Here is a 25584-nt window from a genome sequence, read left to right as displayed (position 1 = left end):
ACCCCCTCGAAACCACGAAGAGCCCCCTCCGGGCCGGAGGGGGCTCTTCGTCACTAAATCGTTTAGAACGCGGCCTCGGGGATGTCCATCAGGCTGTTGTCCGCGGCCTCGACGATCGCGCGGCGCGACGTCAGCTCCGGCAGCACGTTCTTCGCGAAGAACGACGCCACGGCGAGCTTGCCCTCGTAGAACGGGACGTCCTTCGCGGACGCGCCCGAGTCGAGCTTGCCGATGGCGACCTCGGCGTGCTTGATGAGCTGCCAGCCGATGAGCAGGTCGCCGACCGACATCAGCAGGCGGACCGTGTGCTGGCCGACCTTGTTGATGTTCTGCGGGTCTTCCTGCGACGAGGTCAGGTAGCCGATCAGCGAGCCGAGCATGCCCTGGGTGTCTTCCAGCGCCTGCTTGAGCAGGGCGCGCTCGTTCTTGAGCCGCCCGTTGCCGATCTCCGACTCGATGGTCTTCGTGATCTCCCCGGCGACGTAGGCCAGCGAAGCGCCCTTGTCGCGGACGATCTTGCGGAAGAAGAAGTCCAGCGACTGGATGGCCGTGGTGCCTTCGTACAGCGAGTCGATCTTCGCGTCACGGATGTACTGCTCGATCGGGTAGTCCTGCAGGAAGCCCGACCCGCCGAGGGTCTGCAGCGACTGCACGAGCTGCTCGGTCGCGCGCTCGGAGCCGACGCCCTTGACGATCGGGAGCAGCAGGTCGTTGACGCCGTGCGCGACCTTCTGCGAAGCCTCGTCGCCCTCGCCGGTCCACACCTGGTCCTGGAAGGTCGCCGTGTAGAGGTACACCGCGCGCAGGCCCTCGGCGTACGCCTTCTGCAGCATCAGCGAGCGGCGGACGTCCGGGTGGTGGGTGATGGTGACGCGCGGCGCCGCCTTGTTCAGCATGTTCGGCAGGTCGGCGCCCTGGACGCGCTCCTTGGCGTACTCGAGCGCGTTGAGGTAACCGGTCGACAGCGTCGCGATGGCCTTCGTGCCGACCATCATGCGGGCGTACTCGATGACCTGGAACATCTGCGCGATGCCGTCGTGCACCTCGCCGAGCAGCCAGCCCTTGGCGGGCGTGCCGTGCTGGCCGAAGGTCAGCTCGCAGGTGGTGGAGGCCTTGATGCCCATCTTGTGCTCGACGTTGGTGACGAAGGCGCCGTTGCGCTCGCCCAGCTCACCGGTCTCGCCGTCGAAGTGGAACTTCGGCACGAGGAAGAGCGACAGGCCCTTGGTGCCGGGCTTGGTCTCGATGCCGGGGCCCTCGGGACGGGCCAGCACCAGGTGCATGATGTTCTCGACCATGTCGTTCTCGGCCGAGGTGATGAACCGCTTCACGCCGTCGATGTGCCAGGAGCCGTCCTCCTGCTTGACGGCCTTGGCGCGGCCGGCGCCGACGTCGGAACCGGCGTCGGGCTCGGTGAGCACCATGGTGGCGCCCCAGCCGCGGTCGATCATGATCTGCGCCCAGCGCTTCTGCTCGTCGGTGCCGTTCTTGTCGACGATGCCGGCGAAGTTCGGGCCCGCCATGTACATGAACAGCGGCGCGTTGGCACCGAGGATCAGCTCGGCCGCGGCCCACTGCACGGTCGGGGGCAGGCCGAAGCCGCCCAGCTCGTTCGGCAGGCCCAGCCGCCACCATTCGCCGTCCATCAGCGCCTGGTAGCTCTTCTTGAACGACTCGGGGATCTTCACCGAGAAGGTCTTCGGGTCGTACACCGGCGGGTTGCGGTCCGCGTCGGCGTACGAGTCGGCGAGGGGACCGGAAGCGAGCTTGTTCAGCTCGGTCAGCACGCCGCGGGCGGTCTCCTCGTCGGATTCCGCGAGGACGCCCTTGCCGAGGCGGTCCTGCACGCCGAGTACCTCGAAGAGGTTGAACTCCAGGTCTCGGACGTTGCTCTTGTAGTGGCCCATTTCGTCACTCCAATGTGTTCGGCTCCCCGGCCGGGCACACGTCCCCTACTCGCCGGTAACTTCAGGATATTACCTGTGGGTAACCGGCGGCAAGTGAATGGCCACTGTTGTGATGTGTAAATCAGCAATACGGGGGTCTCGGTGCCGGTTCAGCGGGATGACGGCGCGATCGAAGCGGCCGCCGGCGTCTCGGCGGGGGTGTGCCCGTCGTCGGGGTTCGTGACCAGGATGCCGGAACGGAAGGCGATCGTCACCGCGTGTGTCCGGTCGCGGGCGGAGAGCTTGCGCAAGATGCTCTTGACGTGCGTCCGCACCGTTTCCACGGACAGGAACAGGATCTTCGCGATCCCGGAGTTCTCCAGTCCCTCCGCCACCAGCTGCAGGACCTGGTACTCGCGGCGGGACAGCGGCATCAGGCCGCGCGCGGTCGCCGGTTTGGGGGCGTCGCCCGGCTTGGGGAGCACGGGCTGGCGTTTCGGCCGCGCGGTCAGCGCCGCCAGCGTCGGGTCGATGTAGCGGCGGTCGCTGTGCGCGCGCCGGATCGCCTCGGCCAGATGCCGCCCGTCGGTCGCCCGCGGCACGATCGCGTGCACGCCCGCCGCGATCGCCGCGGCGAGGTACTGCTGGGTGCGGTTGGTGTCCCGGATCATCGTGATGATGACCAGCGCCGGGTCGCCGCCGCTGAGCAGGCGGGACAGATGGCAGTTCGGGTCGAGCGCCGAATCCAGCACGATGACGTCCGGTTTGAGCTGTTCGCACAGCTGGAGCGCCGCGTGATGGCTCGCCGCGTGCCCGAGCCACTGCAGGCCCGGGGTGCGGTGGACCAGTGAGCTCAGGCCCTCGCAGAAGATCGGGATCGGATCGACGGCGGCCACGCCGAGGCCGCGGCCACCTGGCGACAGTCCACCAGGCCTGCCGGCCTGCGTTCGGTTCGGCTCGATGCTTCGCATCACGGACCCCTCCGTTTTCCTGCCCGCCATCTCCGGACGAGAGGACTCGCGAGTCCATTCGGTGACCACCGCCCCCCGGCGTGGTCACCCTCGTCAACCGGTCCCCCTGCGGGACCGGACAGAGATGACACCTCGTAACTATTACGAGTCAGTAGGCCGGAGCACGTGACGCGATATCCCCCTCATAGATGTATCGGCCCGTCGCGGCAAACTCTGCGTATCGGCTGGTTGTGGATCTCTGGCTCGAATGAGCGCGCCGAGGGCAGAACTTGACATGTTCACTACTCAGAGTGGACTTCGGCACACCGTGTTTGATCAAAGAGCCGGCCGAATTCGTCTCCGAGCGCCGCGGGGGTCCAATGCGCGTTCAGCCCGCTGGGATTGGGCAGGACCCAGACCCGTGCGCCGCCGATCTCGCCGTCCTGCGGGCCGACCTTCGCCTTCGGCAGGCCGAACGCCGTCCGGAAGGCCGTGATCCCGACCACGGCGAGCCAGCGTGGCCGGTATTCGGTGACCCTCGCCGTGAGGAGGCGCCCGCCTTCGCGGAATTCGTCCGGGGTGAGCTCGTCGGCCCGCGCCGTCGTCCGCGCGACGACGTTCGTGATGCCGAGGCCCAGGGCGAGCAGTTCGTGCTGCTCGCTGGGATCGAGCAGGCGCGGGGTGAAGCCGCCGCGGTGCAGCGCGGGCCAGAACCGGTTCCCCGGCCTGGCGAAGTGCAGGCCGAGCGCGCCCGAGTAGAGACCGGGGTTGATCCCGCAGAACAGCACGTCCAGATCGGGCGCGATGACGTCGTCGATGGTCTTGCCGTAGGCGGCGGCCAGTTCGTCCTTGGTCGGTTTGGTCCTCACCCCCGCCAGTTTCCGGCACGCTGGCGGGTATGGATGAGGGGGCGTTCACGGCCGACGGCTGCCCGGTCGAGGTGTACCGGCTGCTGCCGCCCGGCGACGAGCCCGGGATCGTGCACGCGGCGATCCCGGAAGGCGCTTCGATCCTGGAGCTCGGCAGCGGCGTCGGGCGGATCACGCACGCGCTGCTGGAGCTGGGGCATCCGGTGGTCGCGGTGGACGACTCGCCGGAGATGCTGGCCCACGTCCGCGCGGACAAGGTGTGTTCGAAGATCGAGGAACTGCGGCTCCAACGGGACTTCGACGCCGTACTGCTCGGCAGTCACCTGGTCAACGCCGCCTCCGCGGTCGATCGCGAGGCTTTCCTGTCCACCGCTCGCGCCCATGTCGCGCCCGGCGGCCGGGTGCTCGTCGAATGGCATCCGCCGGAGTGGTTCGAGTCGGTGCGCGATGGTCAGGGCGGCACGCTCGGCCGGGTCGGCGTCCGGCTCGACCAGGTCGTCCGTGACGGCGACCTGCTGTCGGCCGTCGTGCGGTACTCGGCGTCCGGCCGGTCCTGGAGCCAGCCCTTCACCTGCCGCCGGCTGGACGCCGAGGCACTGAACGTCGCGCTGACCAGGGCCGGTCTGGTCTTCGAGCGCTGGCGTGCCGACGATCGCACCTGGTTCTCGGCGACCCCCGCGTGACCTGGGACACCCACTTTCGTCTCAAGGGGTGGTCAACTCACCACGATGTGCGTACTGTTTGTGATCTCGCACACAAGGTCGTATCGAGGAGGCGTTTTGCAGCTCTCGCTCATCCTCGGCCTGGTCGCGTTGATCTTCGTGGTGGCCACCGTGCTGGTGATCGCGGAAGACCGGCGGGCCGCGCGGCGCGCGGCCCAGCGACGGCAGGCGAGGCTAGCGGATCTCGGCGAGGTCGACCCGCTCGCCACACAGCGGCTGCATCTCGACCGTTGAGGGAACGGGCTTCCGCACGAGGCTGAGCAGCAGCGCCCCGGCGATCCAGCCGAGCATCGCGCCGCCGGTGTTGTTGAGCAGGTCGTCGACGTCGAAGATCCGGTAGACGTAGGGCGCGGTGCCGAAGTTCGCGGTCAGCTGCGTGATCTCGATCAGCAGCGACGCGGCGAGCCCGATCAGCGTCGTGCCGATGAGGCCGCGCTTCCACAGTGTCCTGGCGAAGAAGCCGAGCGGGACGAACAGCAGCACGTTCATGGTGGCCTGCTGGAAGGTCTGGGTGGTGAACCAGTCGGCCATCGGCTGCCCGTGCTTGAGCAGTTCGGTGTGGATGTCGGTGACCCACTGGAACGGGTTCGGCTGCACGGTCTGGCTCAGCCGTCCGGCGCCGGGGCCGGGCAGCGGCAGGAACGTCACCGCCAGGGTCATGGTGGCGTAGAGCAGCACGGCGGCCGTGGTCAGGACGGGACGAAGCCGCACCCGGCCGTGCCGCGCGTGCAGGACGATCAGCTGCGGGATCAGCACCGTCGCCCAGAGCGCGAAGAAGGCGATCAAGCCGTACTGCAGGGCGGTGACCTGTGCGTTCGTCATGACCACGACGTTATGGATCAGGCGGGTACGGCCACTTCGGTCGAAGGGCCGCCGACGGCCGGGGCCGGATCGGCCGAGTGGCCGATCCAGATCTTGGCCGATCGGCGATATTCGTTCCCTGATCCGCCGCCGGACGTGGGATTCTGCCCGGATGGTGCTCGTTCGACGGCTCATCCCCGCGGACCTCGACGTCTTCCGTGAGATCCGCCTTCGTGCCCTGACGGACACGCCCGAGAACTACGGCTCGATCGCCGCGGCCGAACGCGCGCAGTCCGACGAGGAGTGGCTCGCGAAGCTGGCCGGGGACACCTGGTTCGCCGCCTTCGACGACGGGCGCCCGGTGGGTCTCGTCGCCGGGCGGGCGCGCGACGACGGCTGGATCCTCTACTCGATGTGGGTCGCGCCCGAAGCCCGCCGCCGGGGATTGGGAACCAAGCTGATGGGTGAAGTGCGCTCGGCCGCCGAGGAAGACGGCGCACGCGAGGTGTGGCTGCACGTCGCGGAGGACAACGACCACGCGCGGCGCCTGTACCTGCGGCTCGGATTCATCGCGACGGGGGAACTGGAGCCGATGCCGAACGACGTCACCCGGCGGCGTGAGCGTCTCTATCTGCCCGTCGCCATGTGACGTTTGCCTATCGTCATGCTTTCCGCTCTGGTGAAGGTCAAATCCGCAAGGCAGACTCCTCCGCCGTGCGAATCGGAGGAAGCATGAAACTCTCTACCCGGCTGGCCGTGGTCGCCGGTGCCGCGCTGACCGCGCTGGCCGCCGTCGCCGCGCCCGCGTCCGCCACGTCGGCGACCACCGACGTCCGGCTGATCACCTTCAACGACCTGCACGGCAATCTCGAACCGCCGTCCGGTTCGAGCGGCCGTGTCACGCTCCCCAACGGCAAGACCGTCGACGCGGGCGGTGCCGTCTACCTCGCGACGCACCTGAAGAAGCTTCGCGGCGAAGTGCGTAACTCGGTCGTCCTGTCGGCAGGTGACAGCATCGGCGCGTCGCCGGTGATCTCGGCGCTGTTCCACGACGAGCCGACCGTCGAACTGCTGAACCGGCTCGGGGTCGAGGCTTCCGTGGTGGGCAACCACGAATTCGACGAAGGCCTCAAGGAACTCCGGCGGATGCAGCACGGCGGCTGTCACCCGACGGACGGCTGCCAGTTCCGCGAATCCTTCCAGGGCGCGAACTTCCCCTTCCTCGGGTCCAATGTGTACTACGAAAACGGCTTCCCGGCGCTGCTGCCGTTCAGCATCGAGTTCTCCGGCGGCGTCCCGATCGGCGTCATCGGCGCGACGCTGAAGGATCTGCCGCAGGTCGTCACCCCGGAGGCGATCAAGGGCCTGAAGTTCGGCGAAGAGGTCCAGGCCATCGATCGCACCGCCAAGCTGCTCGACCTGTTCGGGGTCAAGGCGCAGGTCGTGCTGCTGCACCAGGGCGACAACTCGGAGACCGCCGGCCCGGACGAATGCAAGGTCAAGCCGGGCGCGGCCACCGCCATCGCGCAGCGCGTGACGTCCACAGTGGACGCCATCTTCACCGGGCACAGCCACCAGCAGTACAACTGCGTGATCAACGACCCCGCGGGCGAACCGCGCCCGGTGATCCAGGGCGCGTCGTTCGGGCGCCTGTTGTCGGTCGTCGACCTGAAGATCGACCGTCGCACCCTGGATGTCGTGCGTGGTGAAACCAAGGCGCACAACCAGATCGTCACCCGCGACGTCGATCCGGATCGCGACGTGCAGGACCTGATCGACGAGGCCAAGACCAAGGCCGCGCCGATCGCGAACAAGGCCGTCGGCACCATCACCGCGGACCTGACCGCCAAGGGCGCCCCCTCCGGTGAATCGCCGCTCGGCGACGTCATCGCGGACGCCCAGCTCGAAGCCACGAAGTCGAACGGCGCGCAGATCGCGATGACGAACCCGGGCGGGATCCGCACGGACTTCACCCACAAGTCGTCGCCCGCCGGCGAAGGCGAAGGCGTCGTGACCTATGGCGAGGCGTTCGCCGTGCAGCCGTTCGCGAACATCATGCAGACGATCACGCTCACCGGGGCGGACCTGAAGAACGTGCTCGAACAGCAGTGGCAGGCCAACGGGGTCGTGCGGATCCTGCAGATCTCGAAGTCGCTGAAGTACTCGTACTCGGCGTCCGCGGCCCAGGGAGCACGCGTCTCGAACCTGACGCTCGACGGCACGCCGATCGACCCGGCGGCGTCGTACCGCGTTTCGGTGAACAACTTCCTCGCCGCCGGCGGGGACGGCTTCACCGAGTTCACGAAGGGGACCGACCTGTCGGGCGGTCCGGTGGACCTGGACGCGCTGATCGCGTACTTCGGGGCGCACCCGGGTATCGCGCCGCCGCCCGCGGACCGGATCACCGTCCTGCCGTAGCCCTCGCGAGTGCCATGAAAGGTCCCTTCCTCGCGAAATTCGCGAGGAAGGGACCTTTCATCGCGTCCGCGGGGTGGTTTTGTCAGTGACCCAGGGCACAATGGCCGCCATGACGACCTGGGAAGAAGTCGTGGAACTGGCGGGCAGGCTGCCCGAGGTCGAGGAGTCCACTTCGTACCGCACGCCGTCGCTCAAGGTCGCGGGCAAGAGCTTCGCCCGGCTGCGCACCGAGGCCGAGGGCGGGCTGATGCTGCTGTGCGAGCACGCGGAGAAGGAGGCGCTGCTGGCCTCCGGCGACCCCGCGTACTTCACCACGCCGCATTACGACGGCTACGGCGCGATCCTCGTCGACCTGGAGAAGGTCGAGAAGGCCCAGCTGCGTGAACTCATCGAGGAGGCCTGGCGGATGAAGGCACCCGCCAGGCTCACGAAAGGACTGAACGACTAGCGGAGTTCCCCTTCGAGCAAGCTCATCAGGTACTCGTCGTGCCACTGGCCGTCCCGGCCGCGGAACGACTGCCGGTGCCTGCCGTCCACCTGGAACCCGAGCTTCTTGTAGACGTGGATCGCGGCCTCGTTGTCGACCACGACCCACAGCGCGATCATGTGCAGCCGCATGACGTCGAAGCCGTAGCGGCAGAGCGTGCGCATGGCGTCGGTGCCGTAGCCGCCGCCCCAGTGGTCCTTCTCGCCGAGGTAGATGTCGAGTTCCGCGCGGCCGCTCTCCGGCGTGGCGTCACGCAGGGTGCAGGTGCCGATCAACGTGCCGACGGCGAGGCTCTCGATCGCGAAGTTCACCTGGCCGAAGCTGTTCGGCTTCCGGTGGGCGAAGCGTTCGCGGATCTGGGCGAGGGATTCCGGGTGGTCGGCCACCAGCCAGCGGGTGACCTCCGGGTCGTTGTGCCAGCGCCACAGCGTGTCCGCGTCCTCGGGTTCCAGCGGGCGCAAGCGGATCAGTTCACCGGTCAGCATCGTCCATCCCAAGATCGGTATCGGACTTTCCAGACTATTGGGCGACCCCCGCGAGCAGCCACCGCTTAACGGGGACTTCCAGCAGCACCCTGGCGCCGGACGGCTCGACCTCCACACCCGCCGCCCAGCCGTCGTACTTCGCCGACAGGGCCGCGAGAACGTCTTCGCGCAGAGTTCCGCGATGGACGCGTGCCGTGCCTTCGGCGACAACAGGCGCGTCGCCGTCTTCCAGCGCGATGCTCACACGCGGATCGTTGCCGATGTTGCGCACCTTCACGTTCCGCTCTCCGCTGCCGACCCAGAAGACGTCGTCGAGGTACACGAACCACACTGGCGTGACGTGCGGCGATCCGTCCGCCCGGAGCGTGCACAACCAGGCGTTGCGCTCCCGCGCGAGACGTTCGATAAGCGATTGATCACGTTTCACCTGGTCAGCCTGCCTGAAAGCTAGGGTGCCGGGCGTATGAAGGTCCACCAGTACTGCTACTTCGCCTTGAAGAGCGAAACCGTGTCCGCCGGGGAGATCACCGCGCGGCTCGGCATGGAGCCCGACGAGGTGCTGGTACTGGGTTCGCGGTCCGCCGAACACCGGTTGCCGCGGATGCACGCCTGGAAGGTGACGCACCGCGGTTCGGAACCGGTCGACGACCAGATCGAGAGCGTGATCGGCAGGCTCGCCCCGGTCCGCCCGGAAATCCGGAAGCTGGTGGACGAAGGCGCCAGTGCCGTGCTGCAAGTGGTGCGCTATTTCCATCATCGTGACGGCGGCGAGGAGTTCGGCTGGCACCTCTCGCCCGCCGTGCTCGCGTTCCTCACCGAAGCCGCCGCCGCGCTCGACGTCGACGAGTACGACCTCAGCGAATGAGCTTCGGCCGGTCGTGGTGGGATGGTGCCCTGCAGCCGGACAACCCCGTTGGGAGCCCAGCATGTCGAGCGAGAACTGGCCGCTGAGTCAGGATCCCGAGTCGCCGGTGATCATCTCCCGGTCGCTGGTGGAGGATCCGTCGAACCTCGCCTTCGTCGTACTGGACGACGACGGTGACTGGTTCATCAGCGACGGCAACGAGTTCTCCGAGGACATGGAGATGAACAAGGACGCGTTCGGCGCGCTGCCGCTGCGGGAAGCGGTGGAGCTCATCCCCGAACTCGCCGCGCTCGCCGGCCTCCCCACCGGCATGGCCGCCGACTGGGACCCGGAGCGGCGCTCGTGGCTGCTGAGTTCGGTCGCCGACTCGGACGACGACGAGGAAGACCTGCTCGTGCGGGCCGCCCGCCTCGCCGCGTGGACGCATCCGGGCTCGCCGCTGGAAGAAGTCCAGGTGAGCACCGAACTCGCCGAGATCTCCACCGACCCGGCCGCCCCGGCCCGCGCCGTGCGCCAGGTCGTCCGCGAGGCCGACGGCAGCTGGCTGCTCGTCGGCTTCCAGGTGCCGGAGAACGAGGACTTCGAGGTCGAAGCCCTCGAAATGGAGCACGCCGTCACGCTGTACCCGGACGTCGCCCTGGTGCTGAGCGCCGCGCCCGGCCAGGTGTACGACCGGCCGAGCGCCGACGCGCCTTGGGAACTCGTCGAAGGCTGACTCAGCCCAGGTCGCAGTACATGACGTGCAACCCGATGCGCCCCAGCGTCGGGTGCTCGAACGCGCCCGGCACCGTCCCGACGATCTCGAACCCGAGCCGTTCGTAGATCCGGATCCCGGCGACGTTCGACTCGGCGACCGCGTTGAACTGCATCCCCGCGAATCCCTGTTTCCTGGCCCACTCCAGGGCATGTGCGCACAGCGCGCCGCCGATACCCTTGCCGCGCGAGTCTTTGGCCACCATGAAACTGGCCGTCGCCACATGCGACCCGGGTCCGCCGTGGTTCGGCCCCATCTTGGCCGTTCCGAGCACGCGGCCGTCCTCGACCGCGACCACGGTCCGGCCCGGCGGTGTCTGGATCCAGCTCGCGCGCGCGGCTTCCTCGGTGAGGTTCGGGTCGTAGGTGTACGTGTCCGCGGCCCGCACGACTTCGCGCACGATCGGCCAGACCTGCGCCCAGTCCTCTTCGGTGAACTCCCGGATCTCCATACCTGGCACGGTAACGATGCTGGGAAGTCAATAACCGGCGCCGCGGTTCTCGGCCTGGATCCGGCCAGCGCCGAACCTCGGCGGGTTGCGTGGCGGCGGCTAGGGTGGGGCTATGACGACCAGCGGAAGCTCGGACTCGGTTGCGGTTCGCGTGTCTGCTGTGTTGTCGCCGCTCCGGCGGTTGGCCAAGGCGCAGCCGGACGCTGAGTCGCCGCGCCGCTTTCGGACAGCAGGTGTGTTCGACGGCGAGCATGATCTCGGTCGGCGTGCCAAGGAATTGGCCCGCCACGAACTCGGGGGCGGATCGACCAAATCAGCGTGACCCCGGCCGAGCCGGGCTGTTGATCGATCCCGTCAAAGAAGACGCTCTCTGAAGCCGGCCTGGACCAGGCGGTCGTAAGCCTCGGCGACGCGGCCCGGGATGTCCTGCTGGACAGCGAAACCGCGCGCGGCGTAGACGGTGATCCGTTGTGTGTCACCGACAAGCATGTTGATGACGCGGTCCACGTCACCGATACTCTCGACGTAGTCGTCCAGCGGTAACGACCGGGAAGCACAGATGACGTCGACCTCAGGCCACAACTTCTTGCATGTCGCGTAGGCGCGCCGTTGCTGGTACGGCCGGGAGATGAGAACGACCGACCCGACCTCGCGAGACTCCAGCAGCCGCCGCGTGAGCTTGATGTTCTCCCCGGTGTTCCGCGCCTCGGGCTCGACCAGGATCGCGTCATCCGGGACGCCCAGCTCCAGCGCGTGTTCGCGATAGTGGACGGCTTCGCCGCGTGGGAACCGGTCAACCGTGGTCGGCGCGTTGGCCCCGGTGAAGACGATGCGCGGGAACATTCCAGCGTGGAACAGTTCCGCCGCGCAGGTCGCGACGCCGAGGTCGTGGCTGCCGAGTCCGATCCCGACGTCGGCGGGCCGGAGTTCGTGGCGCATGTCGTGGTAGTCCCAGAGCGCCTGGACGTCGGCGCGGAGATCGTCCGGCAAGGTTTCGGGCATCAGGACTCCGAAGCAAAGCAAAAGCCCCAGGTCCTAAGTGGACATCCACTGACCTGGGGCTTTCGCGTGAGAGCGGATGACGGGAATCGAACCCGCGTATTCAGCTTGGGAAGCTGATGTTCTACCATTGAACTACATCCGCAGTGCGCCGCCAGCATACATGGTCCGGATCTCCCCTTGCCAAGCCCCACCCCATCCTTGACGTCGCCCTCGAAAGTGACAACACTTGTTGTCGACCTCGGAGGTGATCCGGATGGGCGAGCGGCTGCCTGATCCCGAACTGTTCCGTCAAGGCGGCTTCCGCGTGGCGTCGAGGTTGTTCATCGAGGGCGACATCAGGGGCGACGAGCGCCAGGTGGCCCGGTTGCGGCGGTTCGCGCAGCGCGAGGACCCGGCCGCCGACGTGCTGGTGCCGTTGTTGCGGAAGGGCGCGCAACCCAAGTTCGAACAGGCACTGCGGCAAGGCATCGACAGCGTCGACAGTCCGCCGGAGGAGCTCGAAGCCTTCTTCCGCGACGTCGAGGCGACGCCGTACTGGGTCGATCGGGATCGGCTGGAGCGTGGAGCGCGGGCGATCACGCGCGCCGGTTTGCTCGGCCTCTTCCCGCTCGGCGACGTGTCGCTGATGGGCGGCTACCTCGCGTCGCGCGCCACGAAGGCGCTCGTCGGCACCGGCGAGATCGAGTACAAGGCCGCACGACGTCTCGTCGAGACGGCGACGTGGTGGATCCACGTCACGACGCCGGGCGCGCTGGTGCCCGGCGGACGCGGGTACGAGTCCGCGTTGCGGGTGCGGATCGTGCACGCGCACGTCCGCGCGGCCATGAACCGCCGCAAGGACTGGGATTACGCCGCTTGGGACAAGCCCGTCAATCAGGTCCAGACCGCGGGCACGCTCCTGCTCTTCTCGCTCGTCTACGTCTTCGGCACGCAACTGCTCGGGCTCCGGTACAGCGCCCGCGAGCGCGCCGACATCCTCCACCTTTGGCGTTACGTCGGCTGGCTGATGGGCGTCGACGAGGAACTCCTGCCTGCCGGCGAGGACGACGCCTGGCGTCTGCTGTGGCTGCTCGCCACCACCGAGTTCATCCCGGACGACGATTCCAAACGGCTCGCCGCGGCGCTGATGAAATCCCACGCCGGGATCGGCGAGGGCCGGGGCGCGCTCGGCAAGGTCCTCGCGCATGTGTCGGTCGCCGGGCACGGGGCGATCAGCAGGCTCCTGCTGGGCAAGACCAACGCCGACTTCCTCGAACTACCCGACGATCCGATCGCGCAGGCGGCCGTGGTCGCGGCGGCGGGCGTCAACTTCGCCGCCGAGACCGTGCGGCGGGTGGTGCCCGGCGCGACGGCGCTCCAGGAGCTGCTCGGGGCCGCCGGGCGGCGCCACTACCTGCGGCAGGTCACCAAGGTGTTCGGGCTCGACCCGACCTACGGCAGGCACATGAAGGCCGCTTGACTACGCTGATCGCGTGCTCCTCAGCGACCGTGACCTCCGTAAAGAGCTCGACGCAGGCCGTCTCGGCGTCGACCCGTTCGACCCGACCATGGTCCAGCCGTCGAGCATCGACGTGCGCCTCGACCGCTACTTCCGCGTGTTCGACAACAGCAAGTACACGCATATCGACCCGCAGCTCCAGCAGGACGAGCTGACCTCGCTGGTCGAGAAGGAGGGCGAAGACCCCTTCGTCCTGCACCCGGGCGAGTTCGTCCTCGGCTCCACCTACGAGACCGTCACGCTCGCCGACGACCTCGCCGGCCGCCTGGAGGGCAAGTCCTCCCTTGGCCGCCTCGGGCTGCTCACGCACTCGACCGCGGGCTTCATCGACCCCGGCTTCTCCGGTCACATCACGCTGGAGCTGTCGAACGTGGCGAACCTGCCGATCACGCTCTGGCCGGGCATGAAGATCGGCCAGCTCTGCATCTTCCGCCTGTCCAGCGCGGCGGAGTTCCCGTACGGCTCGAACGAGGCCGGCTCGCGCTACCAGGGTCAGCGGGGCCCGACCCCGAGCCGTGCGTACAAGAACTTCCACCGCGTCGACACCTGGCGGTGACGTTGGTCGAGCGCTGACGGAAACCCGCCGAAGGGGCGACGCCGCATAGCCAGCTCCGTCGAGTGCGAAGCGCCCCTTCATCGTGTTTCCGTGGGCCTTCGGCCCAAGAGCGGGCGCTCGACGGTGAAGTCTCCGTCGGGCGCAGAGCGCCCTTGGGGAGACAGGTATCAGCTCACGGTGGCATCCCAGTCGATCCGGTGCCGCCACATGAAGGCGTTCGGATCCTCCTCCGGCAGGTTCTTGAACGCCCGCGTGAGGAAGAAGTCCCGGATCACCCGCCCGACGGGCCCGACCGCCTTGTCGTCGCCGTTGCGCTTGCCGCGCTCGACGACGGCTTCGACGCGCTCGCGTCGCAGTCCTTCGTAGACGGCGAGCGCCTTCGGGATCTCGGGCACGTCACGCAGGCATCGCGCCAGCGTGACGGCGTCTTCGATGGCCATCGCGGCGCCTTGCCCCGCCGCCGGTGAGGTCGCGTGGGCGGCGTCGCCGATGACGACCATCCGGTCCGTGCGCCAGGTCGGCACGCTCGGGAAGTCGTACGTCGCCCACGGCCGGTAGATCTCCCGCGTCGCCCGCACGATCTCGACGGCCGGGGTGCGGTCCACGGCCAGCTGCCGGATCAGGTCCTCGCGCCAGGTGGTCGTCACGGCGAGCTCGGCCGAAGACGGCTCACGCTTCCGGGGCACGTTCGCGAACCACCAGACGCCGCCGTCCGGGTGGACGACGTGGGCGAAGAACAGCCGCTTGCCGAACGTCATGTGCATGACGCCGGGTTCGTCGTCCAGGCGCAGGCCTTCGGCCAGCCCGCCCGTATTCAGCAGCGGCACGTAGCGCGGCGCCGGCGCCCGAGGGTCGATGATCGTCCGCGCCCGCGAGCGGAGCCCGTCCGCGCCGATCAGCAGGTCGCCTTCGGCCGACGAGCCGTCTTCAAAGGTCGCGAGGACGCCCGAAGCTGTCTCGCGCGCGTCAGCCAAACGCTTGCCGTAGCGGATCTCGATCCCCCGCCTGACCGCTTCGTCGCGTAGCCCGATGTACAGATCGGAACGCAGCACGGTCTGGCTCACGGTGCCGTCTTCGAGCGCTCCGCCGAGCGCGAGGTCGGCCAGCTCTCGGCCGTCGCCCAGCCGCATCTTGATCCGTGGCGTATCGAATCCCAGGCTCTTGACCAGGCTTTTCAGTCCTAATGGTCCCAACGCGTCAAGGCCGTTCACCGCGAGAGTCAGGAACGCGCCGACTCCTTCCGCGGTCCGGTCGTACGCCTCGTGGATAACCGGCTCGTGGCCCGTCTCGTGCAGTGCGATCGCCGTGATCGTGCCCGCGATACCCCCGCCGGCGATCAGTACCTTCGCCATATCGTTCACCCCATCGAATATCTTAGAAACTAATTCGTTCTGTCGAACTAAAGACTCCGCTAGGCTGGCCGACGTGTCAAGCGAGCGAGCGGAACTGATCGAGCGGGTCCTCGGCGGGGCGCGGGCACTGTCGACGGAGACGGTCATGTTCCACACGGCGATCGCGGAGCAGCGCGGCCTTTCGGCCGTCGAAAGCAAGGTGACCGACTACCTCGCCCGCTTCGGGCCGCAGACGCCCAAGGCGCTGTCGCACCTTTCGGGGCTCGCCCCCGCGTCGATCACCGCGCTCATCGACAGGCTCGAGAGCAAGCGGATCGTCGCCCGGAAGCCGCATCCCGAGGATCGGCGAAAGGTGCTCATCGAGATCGACGGGGCGATGATGGCTTCGGCCGCGCCCCTGTGGGATCACCTGGTGAAGTCGGTCCGCGAGGCCTGCGAGAACTACACGGACGGGGAACTGGAGACCGTGATCCGGTTCCTCGCCGACGCGACGGCGATCACGCACGACTCCACGGGTCGTCTCGGCCGCTGACCGTTATTACTACTTTCGGGGGTATTGCCGTAACCGGTTCGTGATAAATTTCGGCCCCGTGTCCCCCAATAGAACACGAAGCCGGTTACTGCTGGTCACGCTCAGTGTGCTGCTGGGCGGGGTGATCGCCAGCGCGAGCTACCTGATGGTGACCGATCGGTTCCAGGGCACCGCGCTGAGCAACCTCTCGTTGAGCGTGCCCGACACCAAGGGCAGGCCCGGGGACGCGCTCGCCAAGCCTCCCGCCTACTTCGGCCAGACGTCCGCCCCGGCGCCCGGCGGTCCCGCGCCCGAGCCGTCCGCCCCGACGTCGTCTTCGGCCGCGCCGACGTCTTCCTCCGCTCCGCCCAGCTCGTCCTCCGCGGCGGTCGAGCCGCCCGCCCAGTCCTCCGAGGCGCCCAAGCCCACTCCGAGCAAGGCTCCGGAACCGCCCCGTTCGCAGGACAGCTCGCTCGCCGGGCAGGTCATCGACCTGGTCAACGCCGAGCGCGCCGACGCCGGCTGTTCCCCGGTGGGCAACGACTCGCGTCTCGCCGCCGCCGCGCAGGGCCACAGCGACGACATGTCGGCCCGCAACTACTTCTCGCACACGACACCGGAAGGCGTCACGTTCGACCAGCGCATCCGCGCCGCCGGCTACGACAAGCCCGGCGCCGAGAACATCGCCAAGGGCCAGTCGAACGCCGCCAAGGTGATGGACGCCTGGATGAACTCCGAGGGCCACCGCGCGAACATCCTCAACTGCAAGCTGAAGAAGATCGGCGTCGGCGTCAATACCAAGGGCATGTACTGGACGCAGAACTTCGGCTACTGACCCTTGTCCCAGTCGCCGTAGCGGGCGAGCACGGCCGCGCGCAGTTCGGCGTCCGTGCGCGGGACGGGTTCGATGAACACCTCGGTGACGTCGCCGAAGGTCTCCACCAGTTCGGTCGCCATCCGGACGCAGGCGCGTTCGACCTCCGCGGCGCCGAGCGCGTCGTCGAAGTCGACGCGGGCGCACACGAGCACCTGATCGGTACCCATCAGCATGGTCTGCAGGTCGACGACGGCCTCGATCTCGGGCGCGTTCCTCAGGTGGTCCCGCACCCCGCGAACGAGCCTCGGATCCGCCTGCCTGCCGATCAGCAGGCCGCGGTTGGTGCGGCCGAGCACGTAGGCGACCAGCGCGAGCAGGACACCGATCGCGATCGACGCCGCGCCGTCCCAGACGTGCGATCCGGTGAGCTGGTGCAGCCCGATCCCGGCGAACGCGAGCAGCAGTCCGATCAGCGCGGCCGAGTCCTCGAACAGCACGGTCTTCGGCGCCGGATCGTCGATCGTCCGCAGATAGACCGAGACCTTCTGGCCCGATTCGGCGGCGTCGTGGCGCACCTGCCGCACGGCCTGGACCCACGAGACGGATTCGAGGGCGAACGCGATCGCGAGGACGACGTAGCCGACGATCGGATCGGTCTGCTCGGTCTCCTCGCCGAAGACCGTCGAAAAGCCTTCGTAGAGCGCGAACATCGCGCCGGAGGCGAAGATCGACACCGCCGCGAGCAGCGACCAGAAGTACCGCTCCTTGCCGTAGCCGAACGGGTGGACGCGGTCGGCGGGCCGGCCCGACCGTTTCAGCGCGGTCAGCAGGAGGACCTCGGTGATCGTGTCGGCCACCGAGTGCGCGGCCTCCGACAGCATCGCGCCGGAGCCGGTGATGATCCCGGCGATCAGTTTCAGCACGGCGATGGCGAGGTTGACCCCACCCGCCAGCACCACCGTCAGGGTGCTTTCGTCACCGGATTCTTCACTCACCTCGCGTAGCGTAGTGCGAGTGCGCCGATCTCACAGGCGACGCAAACCCTGCAGGACGCGTTCCATCAAGGCGAGTGCCGGGTGGCCGTCGAATTCAGCCTGCGTTTCATGAACGGTGACCAAACCGAGTTCCGCCATATCACCCAAAAGGACCTTTGCAACGCCGAGTGGAACGCATAGCGACGCGGCTACTTCGGCGACGGAAGTCGGACGACGGCACAACGATCTCACGGAATGGAATTCGACGCTGAACCCCGGCGCGTTCCATGGCGCGTCGTTCCGGACGGAAATCATCGCTTCGATCGCGAAGTTCCGTTTGGACTGTGTGCGTCCGCCCGTGCGGACGTACGGGCGGACGCGCGTGCGACGGCGTTCCTGCCGCGGCGGCCGCCGGGCGGCCGGGATGCTGGGGATGGTCGCTTCCTGGGCCATCCTGGCGAATGCCTCGGAAGAAGGGACGCGGGCGGGCGGGCGAACGGTCGGCGACCCCGGCATCGCGAGCCGGTGTTCCTTGACCGAACGGAGTTCGTGCCGGTTGCCCATCGATTCCTCGCCCCTTTTTTCGGATCCGCTGCAGCCTATCGCCACGGTGTACCGCCGAACGGGTAACGGGACCGAATGACCCGGACGGCATAAAACAAGAGGGAACATTCTCTCGCATTATGTGCGAGAGAATGTCCCCTCCGGTTGTGACGTTCTACTTGTCTTCCTCCGGCAGCGGGGTTCCGGTGGCCGTTTCGTCGGTGGGCACGTCGGCCTTTCCGTCGAGTTCGGCGTCCGAGACGGCGTCCAAAGAGGGCGCTCCCGCCGGGACCAGTTGCGGCTCCGGCTTCCGCTTGACGGCGGTCAGCAGCAGCTGCGCGACGTCGACGACCTCGACCTTCTCGCTCGCCTGCCCGTCGCTCTGGCGCGCGGTGACGCCGTCGGTGAGCATCACCCGGCAGAACGGGCAGCCGGTCGCGATCTTCGACGGGGCGGTGCCGAGCGCTTCGTCGACGCGCTCGACGTTGATCCGCTTGCCGATCTTCTCTTCCATCCACATCCGCGCGCCACCGGCGCCACAGCACATCGAGCGGTCGCCGTGCCGCGGCATTTCGCGCAGCTGCGCGCCCGAAGCGCCGACGAGCTCACGCGGAGCGTCGTAGACCTTGTTGTGGCGGCCCAGGTAGCACGGGTCGTGGTAGGTGACGTCCTCGGCGACCGGGGCCACCGGGGTCAGGTGCTTCTCCCGCACCAGGCGGTTGAGCAGCTGCGTGTGGTGGACGACGTCGAACTGGCCGCCCAGCTCCGGGTACTCGTTCGCGAGGGTGTTGAAGCAGTGGGCACAGGTGACGACCACCTTGCGCGCCTTGCGTTCGCGGCCCTCGAACACCGAGTTGAGGATCTCGACGTTCTGCTGCGCCAGCATCTGGAAGAGGAACTCGTTGCCCGCGCGGCGGGCCGGGTCACCGGTGCAGGACTCCTCCGAGCCGAGCACGGTGTACTTGACGCCCGCGATGTGCAGCAGCTCCGCGACGGCGCGCGTGGTCTTCTTCGCGCGGTCCTCGAAGGCGCCGGCGCAGCCGACCCAGAAGAGGTACTCGGTGTCGCCGAGGTCGCCGTCGAACACCGGCACCTCGAAGTCCAGGTCCTCGGTCCAGGCGAGCCGGTCCTTGGCGTTCTGGCCCCACGGGTTGCCCTTGTTCTCCAGGTTCTTGAACATCCCGTTGAGCTCGCTGGGGAACGCGGATTCGATCATCACCTGGTAGCGGCGCATGTCGACGATGTGGTCGACGTGCTCGATGTCCACCGGGCACTGCTCGACGCACGCGCCGCAGGAGGTGCAGGACCACAGGACCTCGGGGTCGATGACGCCACCGTCGTCACCGATGAGGGCCTTCTGGGACTCGGCGATCGCGAGGACGTCGATGCCCGCGTACATGTTGTCCCCGGACAAGCCGACCTCGTCGCCCGCCATGTCGCGCTTGCCGCCCGCGAGCAGGTACGGCGCCTTGGCGTAGGCGTGGTCGCGAAGCTGCGTGATGAGCAGCTTCGGCGAGAGCGGCTTGCCGGTGTTCCACGCGGGGCACTGCGACTGGCAGCGGCCGCATTCGGTGCAGGTGGAGAAGTCCAGCCAGCCCTTCCAGCTGAAGTCCTCGATCTTGCCGACGCCGAAGGTGTCCTCGTCCGGGTCCGCCTCTTCGAGGTCGAGCACCTTGCCGTTGCTCATCATCGGCTTGAGCGCGCCCAGCGCGACGCCGCCGTCGGCCTCGCGCTTGAAGTAGATGTTGAAGAAGGCGCTGAACCGGTGCCAGGCGACGCCCATCGTCATCGTGCGCGCGACGACGATCAGCCAGATGGTGGCGCTCATCAGCTTGACGAACGCGAACACCGTGACGAGGTTCAGGCTCGACGGCAGCAGGAGGCCGACCGGATGTGAGACGAACGAGGCCCAGATCGGGATCTCGTGGATGCCCAGCGCGGACTTCGCGGCGCGGACGCCGAGGATGCCGATGCCCTCGATGAGCACGACGGCCTCGACGAAGTACGCCCACTTGAAGTTCGAGCCCTGGAAGCGGGACTGCCGGTCCGCGCGGCGCGGGTGGTTCTTCTGGCGGATCCCGATCAGCACCAGGATGCCGACGATCGTGCCGACCCCGAGCAGTTCCATGAGCAGGTGGAACAGCGACCAGTCGTCGAGGATGGGCCAGCCCCAGGTCGGGACGAAGACCTCGCCGTACGCCTCGAACACCGTGAGGGATCCGAGCAGGAAGCCCCACATGACCAGCCAGTGCGCCGGGCCGACGCTCTTGACCTTGTTCATCCGGGTGTGCGCGGCGAATTCCTTGATCAAGGTCTTCATCCGCGGGATGAACGGGCCGTTGCGGGTCGCGTCCGGCTGACCGAGGCGGATCACCCGCACGAAGCGGGCGATGGTCGCGAAGAACATTCCCCAGGCGACGACGCCGAGCAGGACCGCGATCCCGCCGAGCGTCAGCTGTACAGCGCCCATCGTCGGGTGCCTTTCGTCCGAGTGAAGCGTGTGGTGGTTCGGGCAGACTAATGCTTCTTACTGATGGGTAACCCACTGACCGCGCCCAAGTCCCACCGATGTGGTGTACGCCTCTCTTTGTTTTAAGACGATCGTCCAGGTAGTTTTTGTGACATGGGTGCGTACCTCCTCCTCGCTTTGGCCATCGCCGCAGAGGTATCCGCGACGGTGTCGTTGAAACTTTCCGAGGGCTTCAGCAAGGTCGGGCCGTCGATCGTCGTGGTCGTCGGATACGCCGTCGCGTTCATCGCTCTCGCGTACGTTCTGAAAGCGGGCGTGCCGGTGAGCGTCGCCTACGCGATCTGGGCCGCGGCCGGCGTCGCGCTGGTGGCCGCGATCGGCATGGTGTTCTTCAAGGAACCGGTCAACCTGTCCGTGATCGCCGGGCTGGTGCTGGTGATCGGCGGCGTCGTGCTGATCGAGGCGGGAGGCGCGCACTAAGTGAAGATCCAGGTCGACGGCCGGAAGGCCAGGGGCGAGAAGCGGCGCGAAGAGATCATCGCGGCCGCGTTGCGGGTGATCGAACGGGACGGCGTCGCCGGCGTCACCCACCGGACGGTCGCCGCCGAGGCGGGGGTGCCGACGGCGTCGACCACCTATCACTTCTCCAGCCTCGACGATCTGCTGATCGCCACCCTCATCTCGTGCGCGCGGGATATGGCGACCGAGGTCTACTGGATGATCGATCGCGCCCGCTCGCGCGGCAGCCGCGGCGCGGAAGAGGTCGCCGGGCTGCTCGCGGAGGCGCTGGGCCCGCGCCGCGGGCGGACGATGGCGGAGTACGAGCTGTACCTGCTGGCCGCACGCAAACCGGAGCTACGGCCCGCCGCCCGGCGCTGGCTGGACGTGCTGACCTCGATGGTCCGGCACGACGACGAGGTCGCGTTCCGGGTGTTCCTCGCCGGGATCGACGGTCTGCTTATCCAGGGCCTCATCGACGACGAGCCGCCGTCCGCGGAAGAGCTGCGGCCGGTGGTGGACTACCTGCTGAAACCTCGTTGACCTGCTGGGTAGCGTTCGGATCATGAGGACTGTCGGCGCTTACGAACTGGACGACGACCCGGTACGGCTGGACCTCGACGTGGTGTGGAAGCACCTGTCCACCGAGGTCTACTGGGGCAAGTGGCGCGACCGCGAACAGGTCGAGAAGGTCTTCCGGAACGCGTGGCGGGTCGTCGGCGCGTACGAGACTTCGAGCGGCAGGCTGGTCGGGTTCGCGCGGGCGTTCTCGGACACCATCGGCAGTGCTTATCTCGCGGACGTCTTCGTCGTCGACGAGGCGCGCGGCGCGGGGCTGGGCAAGGAACTGGTCCGGGAGATGATCGACAACGGGCCGGGGGCGGAGTTCCGGTGGATGCTGCACACCGCCGACGCGCACGGGCTGTACCGGCGGTTCGGCTTCGGCGACCCGCCCGACGGGCAGTACATGGAGCGGAGCCGGGCGAACGGTCAGGTCTAGAGGGCAAAGTCCGTGAAGGCCTCCTTCCCTACTTTCAGGGTAGGTAAGGAGGCCTTCACGGAAAGCCGGTTCAGCCCTTGTTCTCGTGCAGGGCCGTCAGCGACGCCCGGGCGATGGCGTGGCTGAAGAGGTTGAAGCCGAGGAAGGCCGGCGTAGCGTCTTCGCCGACTTCCAGCTTTTCGACGTCGACCGCGTGCACCGTGAAGATGTACCGGTGCGGTCCGTGCCCGGGCGGCGGGGCGGCGCCGAGGAACTGCTTCACGCCGCCGTCCCCCTTCAGGGTCACAGCGCCCTCCGGCAGCCCGGAGCCCGTCTCGTCGCCCGCGTTCGCGGCCAGCGCCGTCACCGACGCAGGGATGTTGAAGACCGCCCAGTGCCAGAACCCGCTCGCCGTCGGGGCGTCGGGGTCGTAGCAGGTCACGGCGAAACTCTTGGTCCCCTCGGGGAAGCCGTCCCAGGACAGCTGCGGGGAACGGTCCTCGCCGCCCGCGCCGAAGATCCCGGAAAGCTGGGGCGTCGGCAGGAAGCCGCCTTCCTCGATGTCGGTGCTGCTCAAGGTGAAGGCAGGCAGATCGGGCAGGAATTCGTACGGATCGGGTGCCTGCGGCATGCGTCCTCCTGATCGTCGAACAGATGACGCAGTCAGGTTATGACCCCGAGAGCCCTGGCGCGGGATCAGGGACGAATCCGGGGGTTACCCCTATGTCCAACCCGACGCGCTGCCCTTAGCGTCGAGCTACACGAAAACCTGCTCTGGAGGGACTCAAGACCATGGCGCGCCCACTCCTCGCGATCGGAGGCATCGCGTTGATCGGCGTCGGTGTCCTCACCGGCCTCGGCTGGTGGTGGCCGTCCGACGCGGAGGCCACCTCGGAGGTGACCCAGCCGATCCGCAGCGTGCGGATCGACAACGACGAGGGCCGGGTCAAGATCCGCACCGGCGAGGGGCCGGTCCGGATCCACCAGGAGTTCGAGTACCGCTGGAACAAGCCGGGCGACGCCTTCCGCGTGGAAGGCGACACCCTGGTCCTCGCCGACTGCGGCACCACCTGCGAGGTTCGCTACGACGTAGTGGTCCCGGCGGGCGTCCCGGTCTCCGGCAAGCTGGACTCGGGGGCACTCGACGTCGCCGGGGTGTCCACTGTGGACGTCACGGTGGACTCCGGCGAGGTTTCCGTCGCGGATGTGCCTGGCACCGTGAAGGTGCGGTCCGACGCCGGTCGCGTCGAATTGGCGAACATCGGCCAGGCCGTCACCGTGCAGGCGGCCTCCGGTGCCATCAAGGGGGAACGGCTCGGCGGCAACGTCGAGGCCCGCACCGACAGCGGCCGCATCGAACTCGAACTGCTCAAGGGCGCCGACGTCACCGCGCAGACCGACAGCGGTTCGGTCGAGGTCACCGTCCCGGCTGGTGACTACAACGTCACCGGCACCACCGGCAGTGGGAACCGTGACATCGACGTGAACCAGTCCGGTTCGGCCCAGCACAAGCTCGATCTCAACACCGACAGCGGAAGCGTCAAGGTCAAAGCGGCCTGACGGATATATCGGGGGAACACTTTCTCATGGGGAACAAGGAGAAGCGCGTCCTCGGCGCGCTCGCTCTCGGCGCGCTGACGGCCTTCGGGATCGTCGGCTGCACAGGGGAATTCCAGCAGAAACTGAGTGACGGCTCGCCCGTCACCGAGCAGATCACCGCGATCCGGGTGGACGTCCCGGTCGGCGGGGTCACGCTGCGGGTCGAGGACGGCGCGCCCGTCTCACTGCGCCGCGAAGTGACGTACACCGGCAAGAATCCCGGAAAGACGCACAGCGTCGAGAACGGCACGCTGGTCCTCGGCGGCTGCCAGCAGTGCGGCGTGGACTACGACGTCGTGGTGCCGCGCGAGCTGGCGATCTCCGGGACCATCGGCACCGGCAAGATCACGCTCGCCCGCGCGGCTTCGGTCGATCTGAAGGGTGACGTCGGCGACCTCAAGGTGCTGAGCACGTCCGGGCCCGTCAACCTGCGCACCGGCACCGGTGACATCGAGGTCGGTCTCGCGAAACCCGGCGCCGTCACCGCGAACGCCGAGGTCGGCAAGGTCGTCGTGTCCGTCCCCGACGGCGCGTACCAGGTCCGCGCGAAGGCGGAGGTCGGCAAGGTCGAGACCGGCGGCGTCCGGCAGGACCAGGCTTCGGCGAACGTCCTGGACCTCCAGGCCGGCACCGGCTCGATCACGGTGAAGCCCGCATGAAGACGCTGGCCGCGGTCACCGCGCTGACCCTGCTGCCGCTTTCCGCGCTGCCGGCGTCCGCCGCGTCCGGGATCGGCTGGAAGCCGTGCGCGACCGAGTACGCGCCGACGCTGGAATGCGCGAGCCTCCCGGTGAGCGACGGTTTTTCGATCGCGCTGGCGAAACTGCCCGCGACCGATCCCGCCCGCCGCGTCGGTTCGCTGCTGACGAATCCGGGCGGGCCGGGTGGCTCCGGCGTCACGGTGCTCAAGTACGGCGGCCGCGGTTTCGCGCTGGACAAGCCGGAAATGGCCGAAGTGCGGCAACGGTTCGACGTCATCGGGTTCGATCCGCGCGGCGTCGGCGAAAGCACGCCCGCGATCAGCTGCGGGCCGGATCTGCATGATCCGTCGGTCAGCCGATTTCCTCAGAGTCGCGCCGGTTACGACAAGCTCCTCGCACACAACCATGCTTCGGGTGCGGAATGTCTGAAGAGGACCGGACCCGATCTGTCCTCTGTGGACACTTGGCGGGCCGCGGACGACGTCGAAGCGATCCGGGTCGCCCTCGGCGAGCCGAAGGTGAACTGGCTCGGTGTCTCCTACGGTTCCGAACTGGGTGCCGTGTACGCGGAGAAGTACCCGAAGCGAGTCCGGACGATGGTGCTCGACGGCGCCGTCGACCACTCGCGGCCCACCAGGCAGGCGGTCCTCGAAGAGGCCATCGCGACCGAGAACGCGCTGAAGGACTTCGCGCGGTGGTGCACGGCGTCGGCCGACTGCGCGCTTCGCGGCAAGGACGTCCTCGCGACCTACGACGCGTTGATGCGGACGCCCGGCGGCGTGCCGTCGAAACAGCTCGGACGGAACGTGACCGCCGAGGAGATGGCGGCCGGCGTCTACGGCAGCCTCATCCTCCCGGCGTTCTGGCCGGATCTCGCGAAGGCCATCGACGCCGCGACGGCGGGGAAAGCGGACGGACTGCTGCCGTACTCCCAGCTCGACCCGTCCTACGGCGCGTACCGCGCGATCGCTTGCCACGACTTCGGCTCGCCGTTCACCTCCTACGCCGACATGCGGGCGATGCAGGGCCTGGTGAAGACCCTCTCACCGCACGGCTGGCGGTATTCGGAGTTCTGGGACATGGCGAGCGGGTGCGCGGGCTGGCCCGTGCCGTCCGCTTACCTGCCGCGACCGCAACGGGTGACCGGCGCGGCGCCGATCCTCGTGGTCGGCGGTGAACACGATCCGGCGACGCCGCTCGTTTGGGCGAAGGGGCTCGCGAGGAACATCGAGAACTCGACGTTGCTCGTCGACGCCGGGTACGGGCACACGGGGCTGCTGAACTCGGCCTGCGTGCGCGCCGAAGAGGTGAAGTACCTGGTGAGCGGCGTCACACCGGTTCCTGGCACGGTCTGCCGGTAGCCCGGGAACAAGACGACCGTGCCGCACGTTGAGCC

Annotated in this window: 30 protein-coding genes and 1 tRNA gene; 17 read left to right on the top strand and 14 right to left on the bottom strand. The window is 68.0% G+C overall.

Annotated elements, in window-relative coordinates:
* Positions 1-62 precede the first annotated feature (62 nt).
* From H4W30_RS37990 to mug, 3 genes are all read right to left on the bottom strand, one after another.
* Positions 63-1907: an acyl-CoA dehydrogenase gene (locus tag H4W30_RS37990; protein ID WP_192747178.1), complete on the bottom strand. Its 1845-nt coding sequence runs from the start codon at positions 1905-1907 to the stop codon at positions 63-65.
* A 149-nt stretch (positions 1908-2056) separates the two neighbouring features.
* A complete protein-coding gene (locus H4W30_RS37985) occupies positions 2057-2857 on the bottom strand; it encodes a response regulator transcription factor (protein WP_192747177.1) in 801 nt (266 codons plus the stop codon).
* Between the two features lie 281 nt (positions 2858-3138).
* A complete protein-coding gene (gene mug, locus H4W30_RS37980; protein WP_192747176.1) occupies positions 3139-3705 on the bottom strand; it encodes a G/U mismatch-specific DNA glycosylase in 567 nt (188 codons plus the stop codon).
* Positions 3706-3734: 29 nt separating this feature from the next.
* On the opposite strand from mug, the gene H4W30_RS37975 reads away from it, so the two are divergent.
* Positions 3735-4388 carry a class I SAM-dependent methyltransferase gene (locus H4W30_RS37975; protein ID WP_192747175.1) on the top strand — a complete coding sequence of 218 codons (654 nt, stop codon included), beginning with the start codon at positions 3735-3737 and terminating at the stop codon, positions 4386-4388.
* A 96-nt stretch (positions 4389-4484) separates the two neighbouring features.
* The gene (locus H4W30_RS37970; protein ID WP_192747174.1) at positions 4485-4661 is read left to right on the top strand and encodes a hypothetical protein; all 177 of its coding nucleotides are present in this window, start codon (positions 4485-4487) and stop codon (positions 4659-4661) included.
* Here the strand turns inward: H4W30_RS37970 and H4W30_RS37965 are convergent.
* Positions 4602-5249 (bottom strand): VanZ family protein, encoded by a 648-nt coding sequence (locus H4W30_RS37965; RefSeq protein ID WP_192747173.1) that lies wholly within the window; start codon positions 5247-5249, stop codon positions 4602-4604. The genes H4W30_RS37970 and H4W30_RS37965 overlap by 60 nt on opposite strands.
* A 151-nt stretch (positions 5250-5400) precedes the next feature.
* On the opposite strand from H4W30_RS37965, the gene H4W30_RS37960 reads away from it, so the two are divergent.
* From H4W30_RS37960 to H4W30_RS37950, 3 genes are all read left to right on the top strand, one after another.
* Positions 5401-5877 (top strand): GNAT family N-acetyltransferase, encoded by a 477-nt coding sequence (locus H4W30_RS37960; protein ID WP_192747172.1) that lies wholly within the window; start codon positions 5401-5403, stop codon positions 5875-5877.
* 83 nt (positions 5878-5960) lie between these two features.
* Positions 5961-7646: a bifunctional metallophosphatase/5'-nucleotidase gene (locus H4W30_RS37955; RefSeq protein ID WP_192747171.1), complete on the top strand. Its 1686-nt coding sequence runs from the start codon at positions 5961-5963 to the stop codon at positions 7644-7646.
* Positions 7647-7755: 109 nt separating this feature from the next.
* Complete coding sequence (locus tag H4W30_RS37950) at positions 7756-8094, top strand: MmcQ/YjbR family DNA-binding protein (RefSeq protein ID WP_192747170.1); 339 nt, start codon at positions 7756-7758, stop codon at positions 8092-8094.
* On the opposite strand, the gene H4W30_RS37945 is transcribed toward H4W30_RS37950, so the two are convergent.
* On the bottom strand, positions 8091-8618 hold the full coding sequence (locus tag H4W30_RS37945) for a GNAT family N-acetyltransferase (protein ID WP_192747169.1): 528 nt from the start codon (positions 8616-8618) through the stop codon (positions 8091-8093). The two genes, H4W30_RS37950 and H4W30_RS37945, sit on opposite strands and share 4 nt — an antisense overlap.
* 34 nt (positions 8619-8652) lie before the next feature.
* Positions 8653-9045 carry a TIGR03618 family F420-dependent PPOX class oxidoreductase gene (locus tag H4W30_RS37940; RefSeq protein WP_192747168.1) on the bottom strand — a complete coding sequence of 131 codons (393 nt, stop codon included), beginning with the start codon at positions 9043-9045 and terminating at the stop codon, positions 8653-8655.
* 36 nt (positions 9046-9081) lie between these two features.
* Between H4W30_RS37940 and H4W30_RS37935 the strand changes: the two genes are divergently transcribed.
* Both H4W30_RS37935 and H4W30_RS37930 read left to right on the top strand, forming a co-directional pair.
* Positions 9082-9483 (top strand): DUF4279 domain-containing protein, encoded by a 402-nt coding sequence (locus tag H4W30_RS37935; RefSeq protein WP_192747167.1) that lies wholly within the window; start codon positions 9082-9084, stop codon positions 9481-9483.
* A gap of 61 nt (positions 9484-9544) precedes the next feature.
* A complete protein-coding gene (locus H4W30_RS37930; protein WP_126736146.1) occupies positions 9545-10198 on the top strand; it encodes a hypothetical protein in 654 nt (217 codons plus the stop codon).
* Between the two features lies 1 nt (position 10199).
* On the opposite strand, the gene H4W30_RS37925 is transcribed toward H4W30_RS37930, so the two are convergent.
* From H4W30_RS37925 to H4W30_RS37915, 3 genes are all read right to left on the bottom strand, one after another.
* Complete coding sequence (locus tag H4W30_RS37925; protein WP_192747166.1) at positions 10200-10688, bottom strand: GNAT family N-acetyltransferase; 489 nt, start codon at positions 10686-10688, stop codon at positions 10200-10202.
* A 354-nt stretch (positions 10689-11042) separates the two neighbouring features.
* The gene (locus H4W30_RS37920; RefSeq protein ID WP_192747165.1) at positions 11043-11690 is read right to left on the bottom strand and encodes a YdcF family protein; all 648 of its coding nucleotides are present in this window, start codon (positions 11688-11690) and stop codon (positions 11043-11045) included.
* A gap of 71 nt (positions 11691-11761) precedes the next feature.
* Positions 11762-11832 (bottom strand) — tRNA-Gly (locus H4W30_RS37915).
* A 111-nt stretch (positions 11833-11943) separates the two neighbouring features.
* Between H4W30_RS37915 and H4W30_RS37910 the strand changes: the two genes are divergently transcribed.
* Together H4W30_RS37910 and dcd are read left to right on the top strand one after the other, a co-directional pair.
* Positions 11944-13149, top strand: coding sequence for an oxygenase MpaB family protein (locus tag H4W30_RS37910; protein WP_192747164.1), 1206 nt, complete (start codon positions 11944-11946; stop codon positions 13147-13149).
* A gap of 13 nt (positions 13150-13162) precedes the next feature.
* Positions 13163-13744, top strand: a complete 582-nt coding sequence (gene dcd, locus H4W30_RS37905) for a dCTP deaminase (protein ID WP_125679521.1) — start codon at positions 13163-13165, stop codon at positions 13742-13744.
* A gap of 167 nt (positions 13745-13911) precedes the next feature.
* Here dcd and H4W30_RS37900 read toward each other — a convergent pair whose 3' ends face one another.
* On the bottom strand, positions 13912-15096 hold the full coding sequence (locus H4W30_RS37900) for an FAD-dependent oxidoreductase (protein WP_192747163.1): 1185 nt from the start codon (positions 15094-15096) through the stop codon (positions 13912-13914).
* Positions 15097-15169: 73 nt separating this feature from the next.
* Between H4W30_RS37900 and H4W30_RS37895 the strand changes: the two genes are divergently transcribed.
* Both H4W30_RS37895 and H4W30_RS37890 read left to right on the top strand, forming a co-directional pair.
* Positions 15170-15628 carry a MarR family winged helix-turn-helix transcriptional regulator gene (locus H4W30_RS37895; protein ID WP_192747162.1) on the top strand — a complete coding sequence of 153 codons (459 nt, stop codon included), beginning with the start codon at positions 15170-15172 and terminating at the stop codon, positions 15626-15628.
* A 121-nt stretch (positions 15629-15749) separates the two neighbouring features.
* Positions 15750-16442: a CAP domain-containing protein gene (locus tag H4W30_RS37890; RefSeq protein WP_192747958.1), complete on the top strand. Its 693-nt coding sequence runs from the start codon at positions 15750-15752 to the stop codon at positions 16440-16442.
* On the opposite strand, the gene H4W30_RS37885 is transcribed toward H4W30_RS37890, so the two are convergent.
* The 3 genes from H4W30_RS37885 to H4W30_RS37875 all read right to left on the bottom strand — a co-directional run bounded on the left by H4W30_RS37885 (position 16436) and on the right by H4W30_RS37875 (position 20411).
* Positions 16436-17419, bottom strand: coding sequence for a cation diffusion facilitator family transporter (locus H4W30_RS37885; RefSeq protein WP_192747161.1), 984 nt, complete (start codon positions 17417-17419; stop codon positions 16436-16438). The two genes, H4W30_RS37890 and H4W30_RS37885, sit on opposite strands and share 7 nt — an antisense overlap.
* 30 nt (positions 17420-17449) lie before the next feature.
* The gene (locus H4W30_RS37880; RefSeq protein WP_192747160.1) at positions 17450-17962 is read right to left on the bottom strand and encodes a DUF742 domain-containing protein; all 513 of its coding nucleotides are present in this window, start codon (positions 17960-17962) and stop codon (positions 17450-17452) included.
* A gap of 154 nt (positions 17963-18116) precedes the next feature.
* Positions 18117-20411, bottom strand: a complete 2295-nt coding sequence (locus tag H4W30_RS37875; protein ID WP_192747159.1) for a (Fe-S)-binding protein — start codon at positions 20409-20411, stop codon at positions 18117-18119.
* A 153-nt stretch (positions 20412-20564) separates the two neighbouring features.
* On the opposite strand from H4W30_RS37875, the gene H4W30_RS37870 reads away from it, so the two are divergent.
* From H4W30_RS37870 to H4W30_RS37860, 3 genes are read left to right on the top strand one after another with little or no spacing between them, the layout of a single operon-like run.
* On the top strand, positions 20565-20891 hold the full coding sequence (locus H4W30_RS37870) for a DMT family transporter (RefSeq protein ID WP_192747158.1): 327 nt from the start codon (positions 20565-20567) through the stop codon (positions 20889-20891).
* The gene (locus H4W30_RS37865; RefSeq protein WP_016338154.1) at positions 20892-21452 is read left to right on the top strand and encodes a TetR/AcrR family transcriptional regulator; all 561 of its coding nucleotides are present in this window, start codon (positions 20892-20894) and stop codon (positions 21450-21452) included. It begins immediately after the preceding gene.
* A gap of 22 nt (positions 21453-21474) precedes the next feature.
* Positions 21475-21909 carry a GNAT family N-acetyltransferase gene (locus H4W30_RS37860; RefSeq protein WP_192747157.1) on the top strand — a complete coding sequence of 145 codons (435 nt, stop codon included), beginning with the start codon at positions 21475-21477 and terminating at the stop codon, positions 21907-21909.
* A 70-nt stretch (positions 21910-21979) separates the two neighbouring features.
* On the opposite strand, the gene H4W30_RS37855 is transcribed toward H4W30_RS37860, so the two are convergent.
* The gene (locus tag H4W30_RS37855) at positions 21980-22519 is read right to left on the bottom strand and encodes a YbhB/YbcL family Raf kinase inhibitor-like protein (RefSeq protein WP_192747156.1); all 540 of its coding nucleotides are present in this window, start codon (positions 22517-22519) and stop codon (positions 21980-21982) included.
* A gap of 161 nt (positions 22520-22680) precedes the next feature.
* Here H4W30_RS37855 and H4W30_RS37850 point away from each other — a divergent pair, with 161 nt between their 5' ends.
* The 3 genes from H4W30_RS37850 to H4W30_RS37840 are packed head-to-tail and all read left to right on the top strand — an operon-like array spanning position 22681 to position 25549.
* Positions 22681-23448, top strand: a complete 768-nt coding sequence (locus H4W30_RS37850) for a DUF4097 family beta strand repeat-containing protein (protein WP_192747155.1) — start codon at positions 22681-22683, stop codon at positions 23446-23448.
* Positions 23449-23474: 26 nt separating this feature from the next.
* On the top strand, positions 23475-24146 hold the full coding sequence (locus tag H4W30_RS37845) for a DUF4097 family beta strand repeat-containing protein (protein WP_192747154.1): 672 nt from the start codon (positions 23475-23477) through the stop codon (positions 24144-24146).
* Complete coding sequence (locus tag H4W30_RS37840) at positions 24143-25549, top strand: alpha/beta hydrolase (protein WP_192747153.1); 1407 nt, start codon at positions 24143-24145, stop codon at positions 25547-25549. Before H4W30_RS37845 ends, H4W30_RS37840 begins: the two co-directional genes overlap by 4 nt.
* Positions 25550-25584: the final 35 nt, after the last annotated feature.

It is taken from the genome of Amycolatopsis roodepoortensis (assembly GCF_014873915.1).
In the GTDB taxonomy this organism is placed as follows: Bacteria; Actinomycetota; Actinomycetes; order Mycobacteriales; family Pseudonocardiaceae; genus Amycolatopsis; species Amycolatopsis roodepoortensis.
Note: the sequence above shows the minus strand (reverse complement) of the source record. Positions and strands in the feature narration are given on the sequence as shown.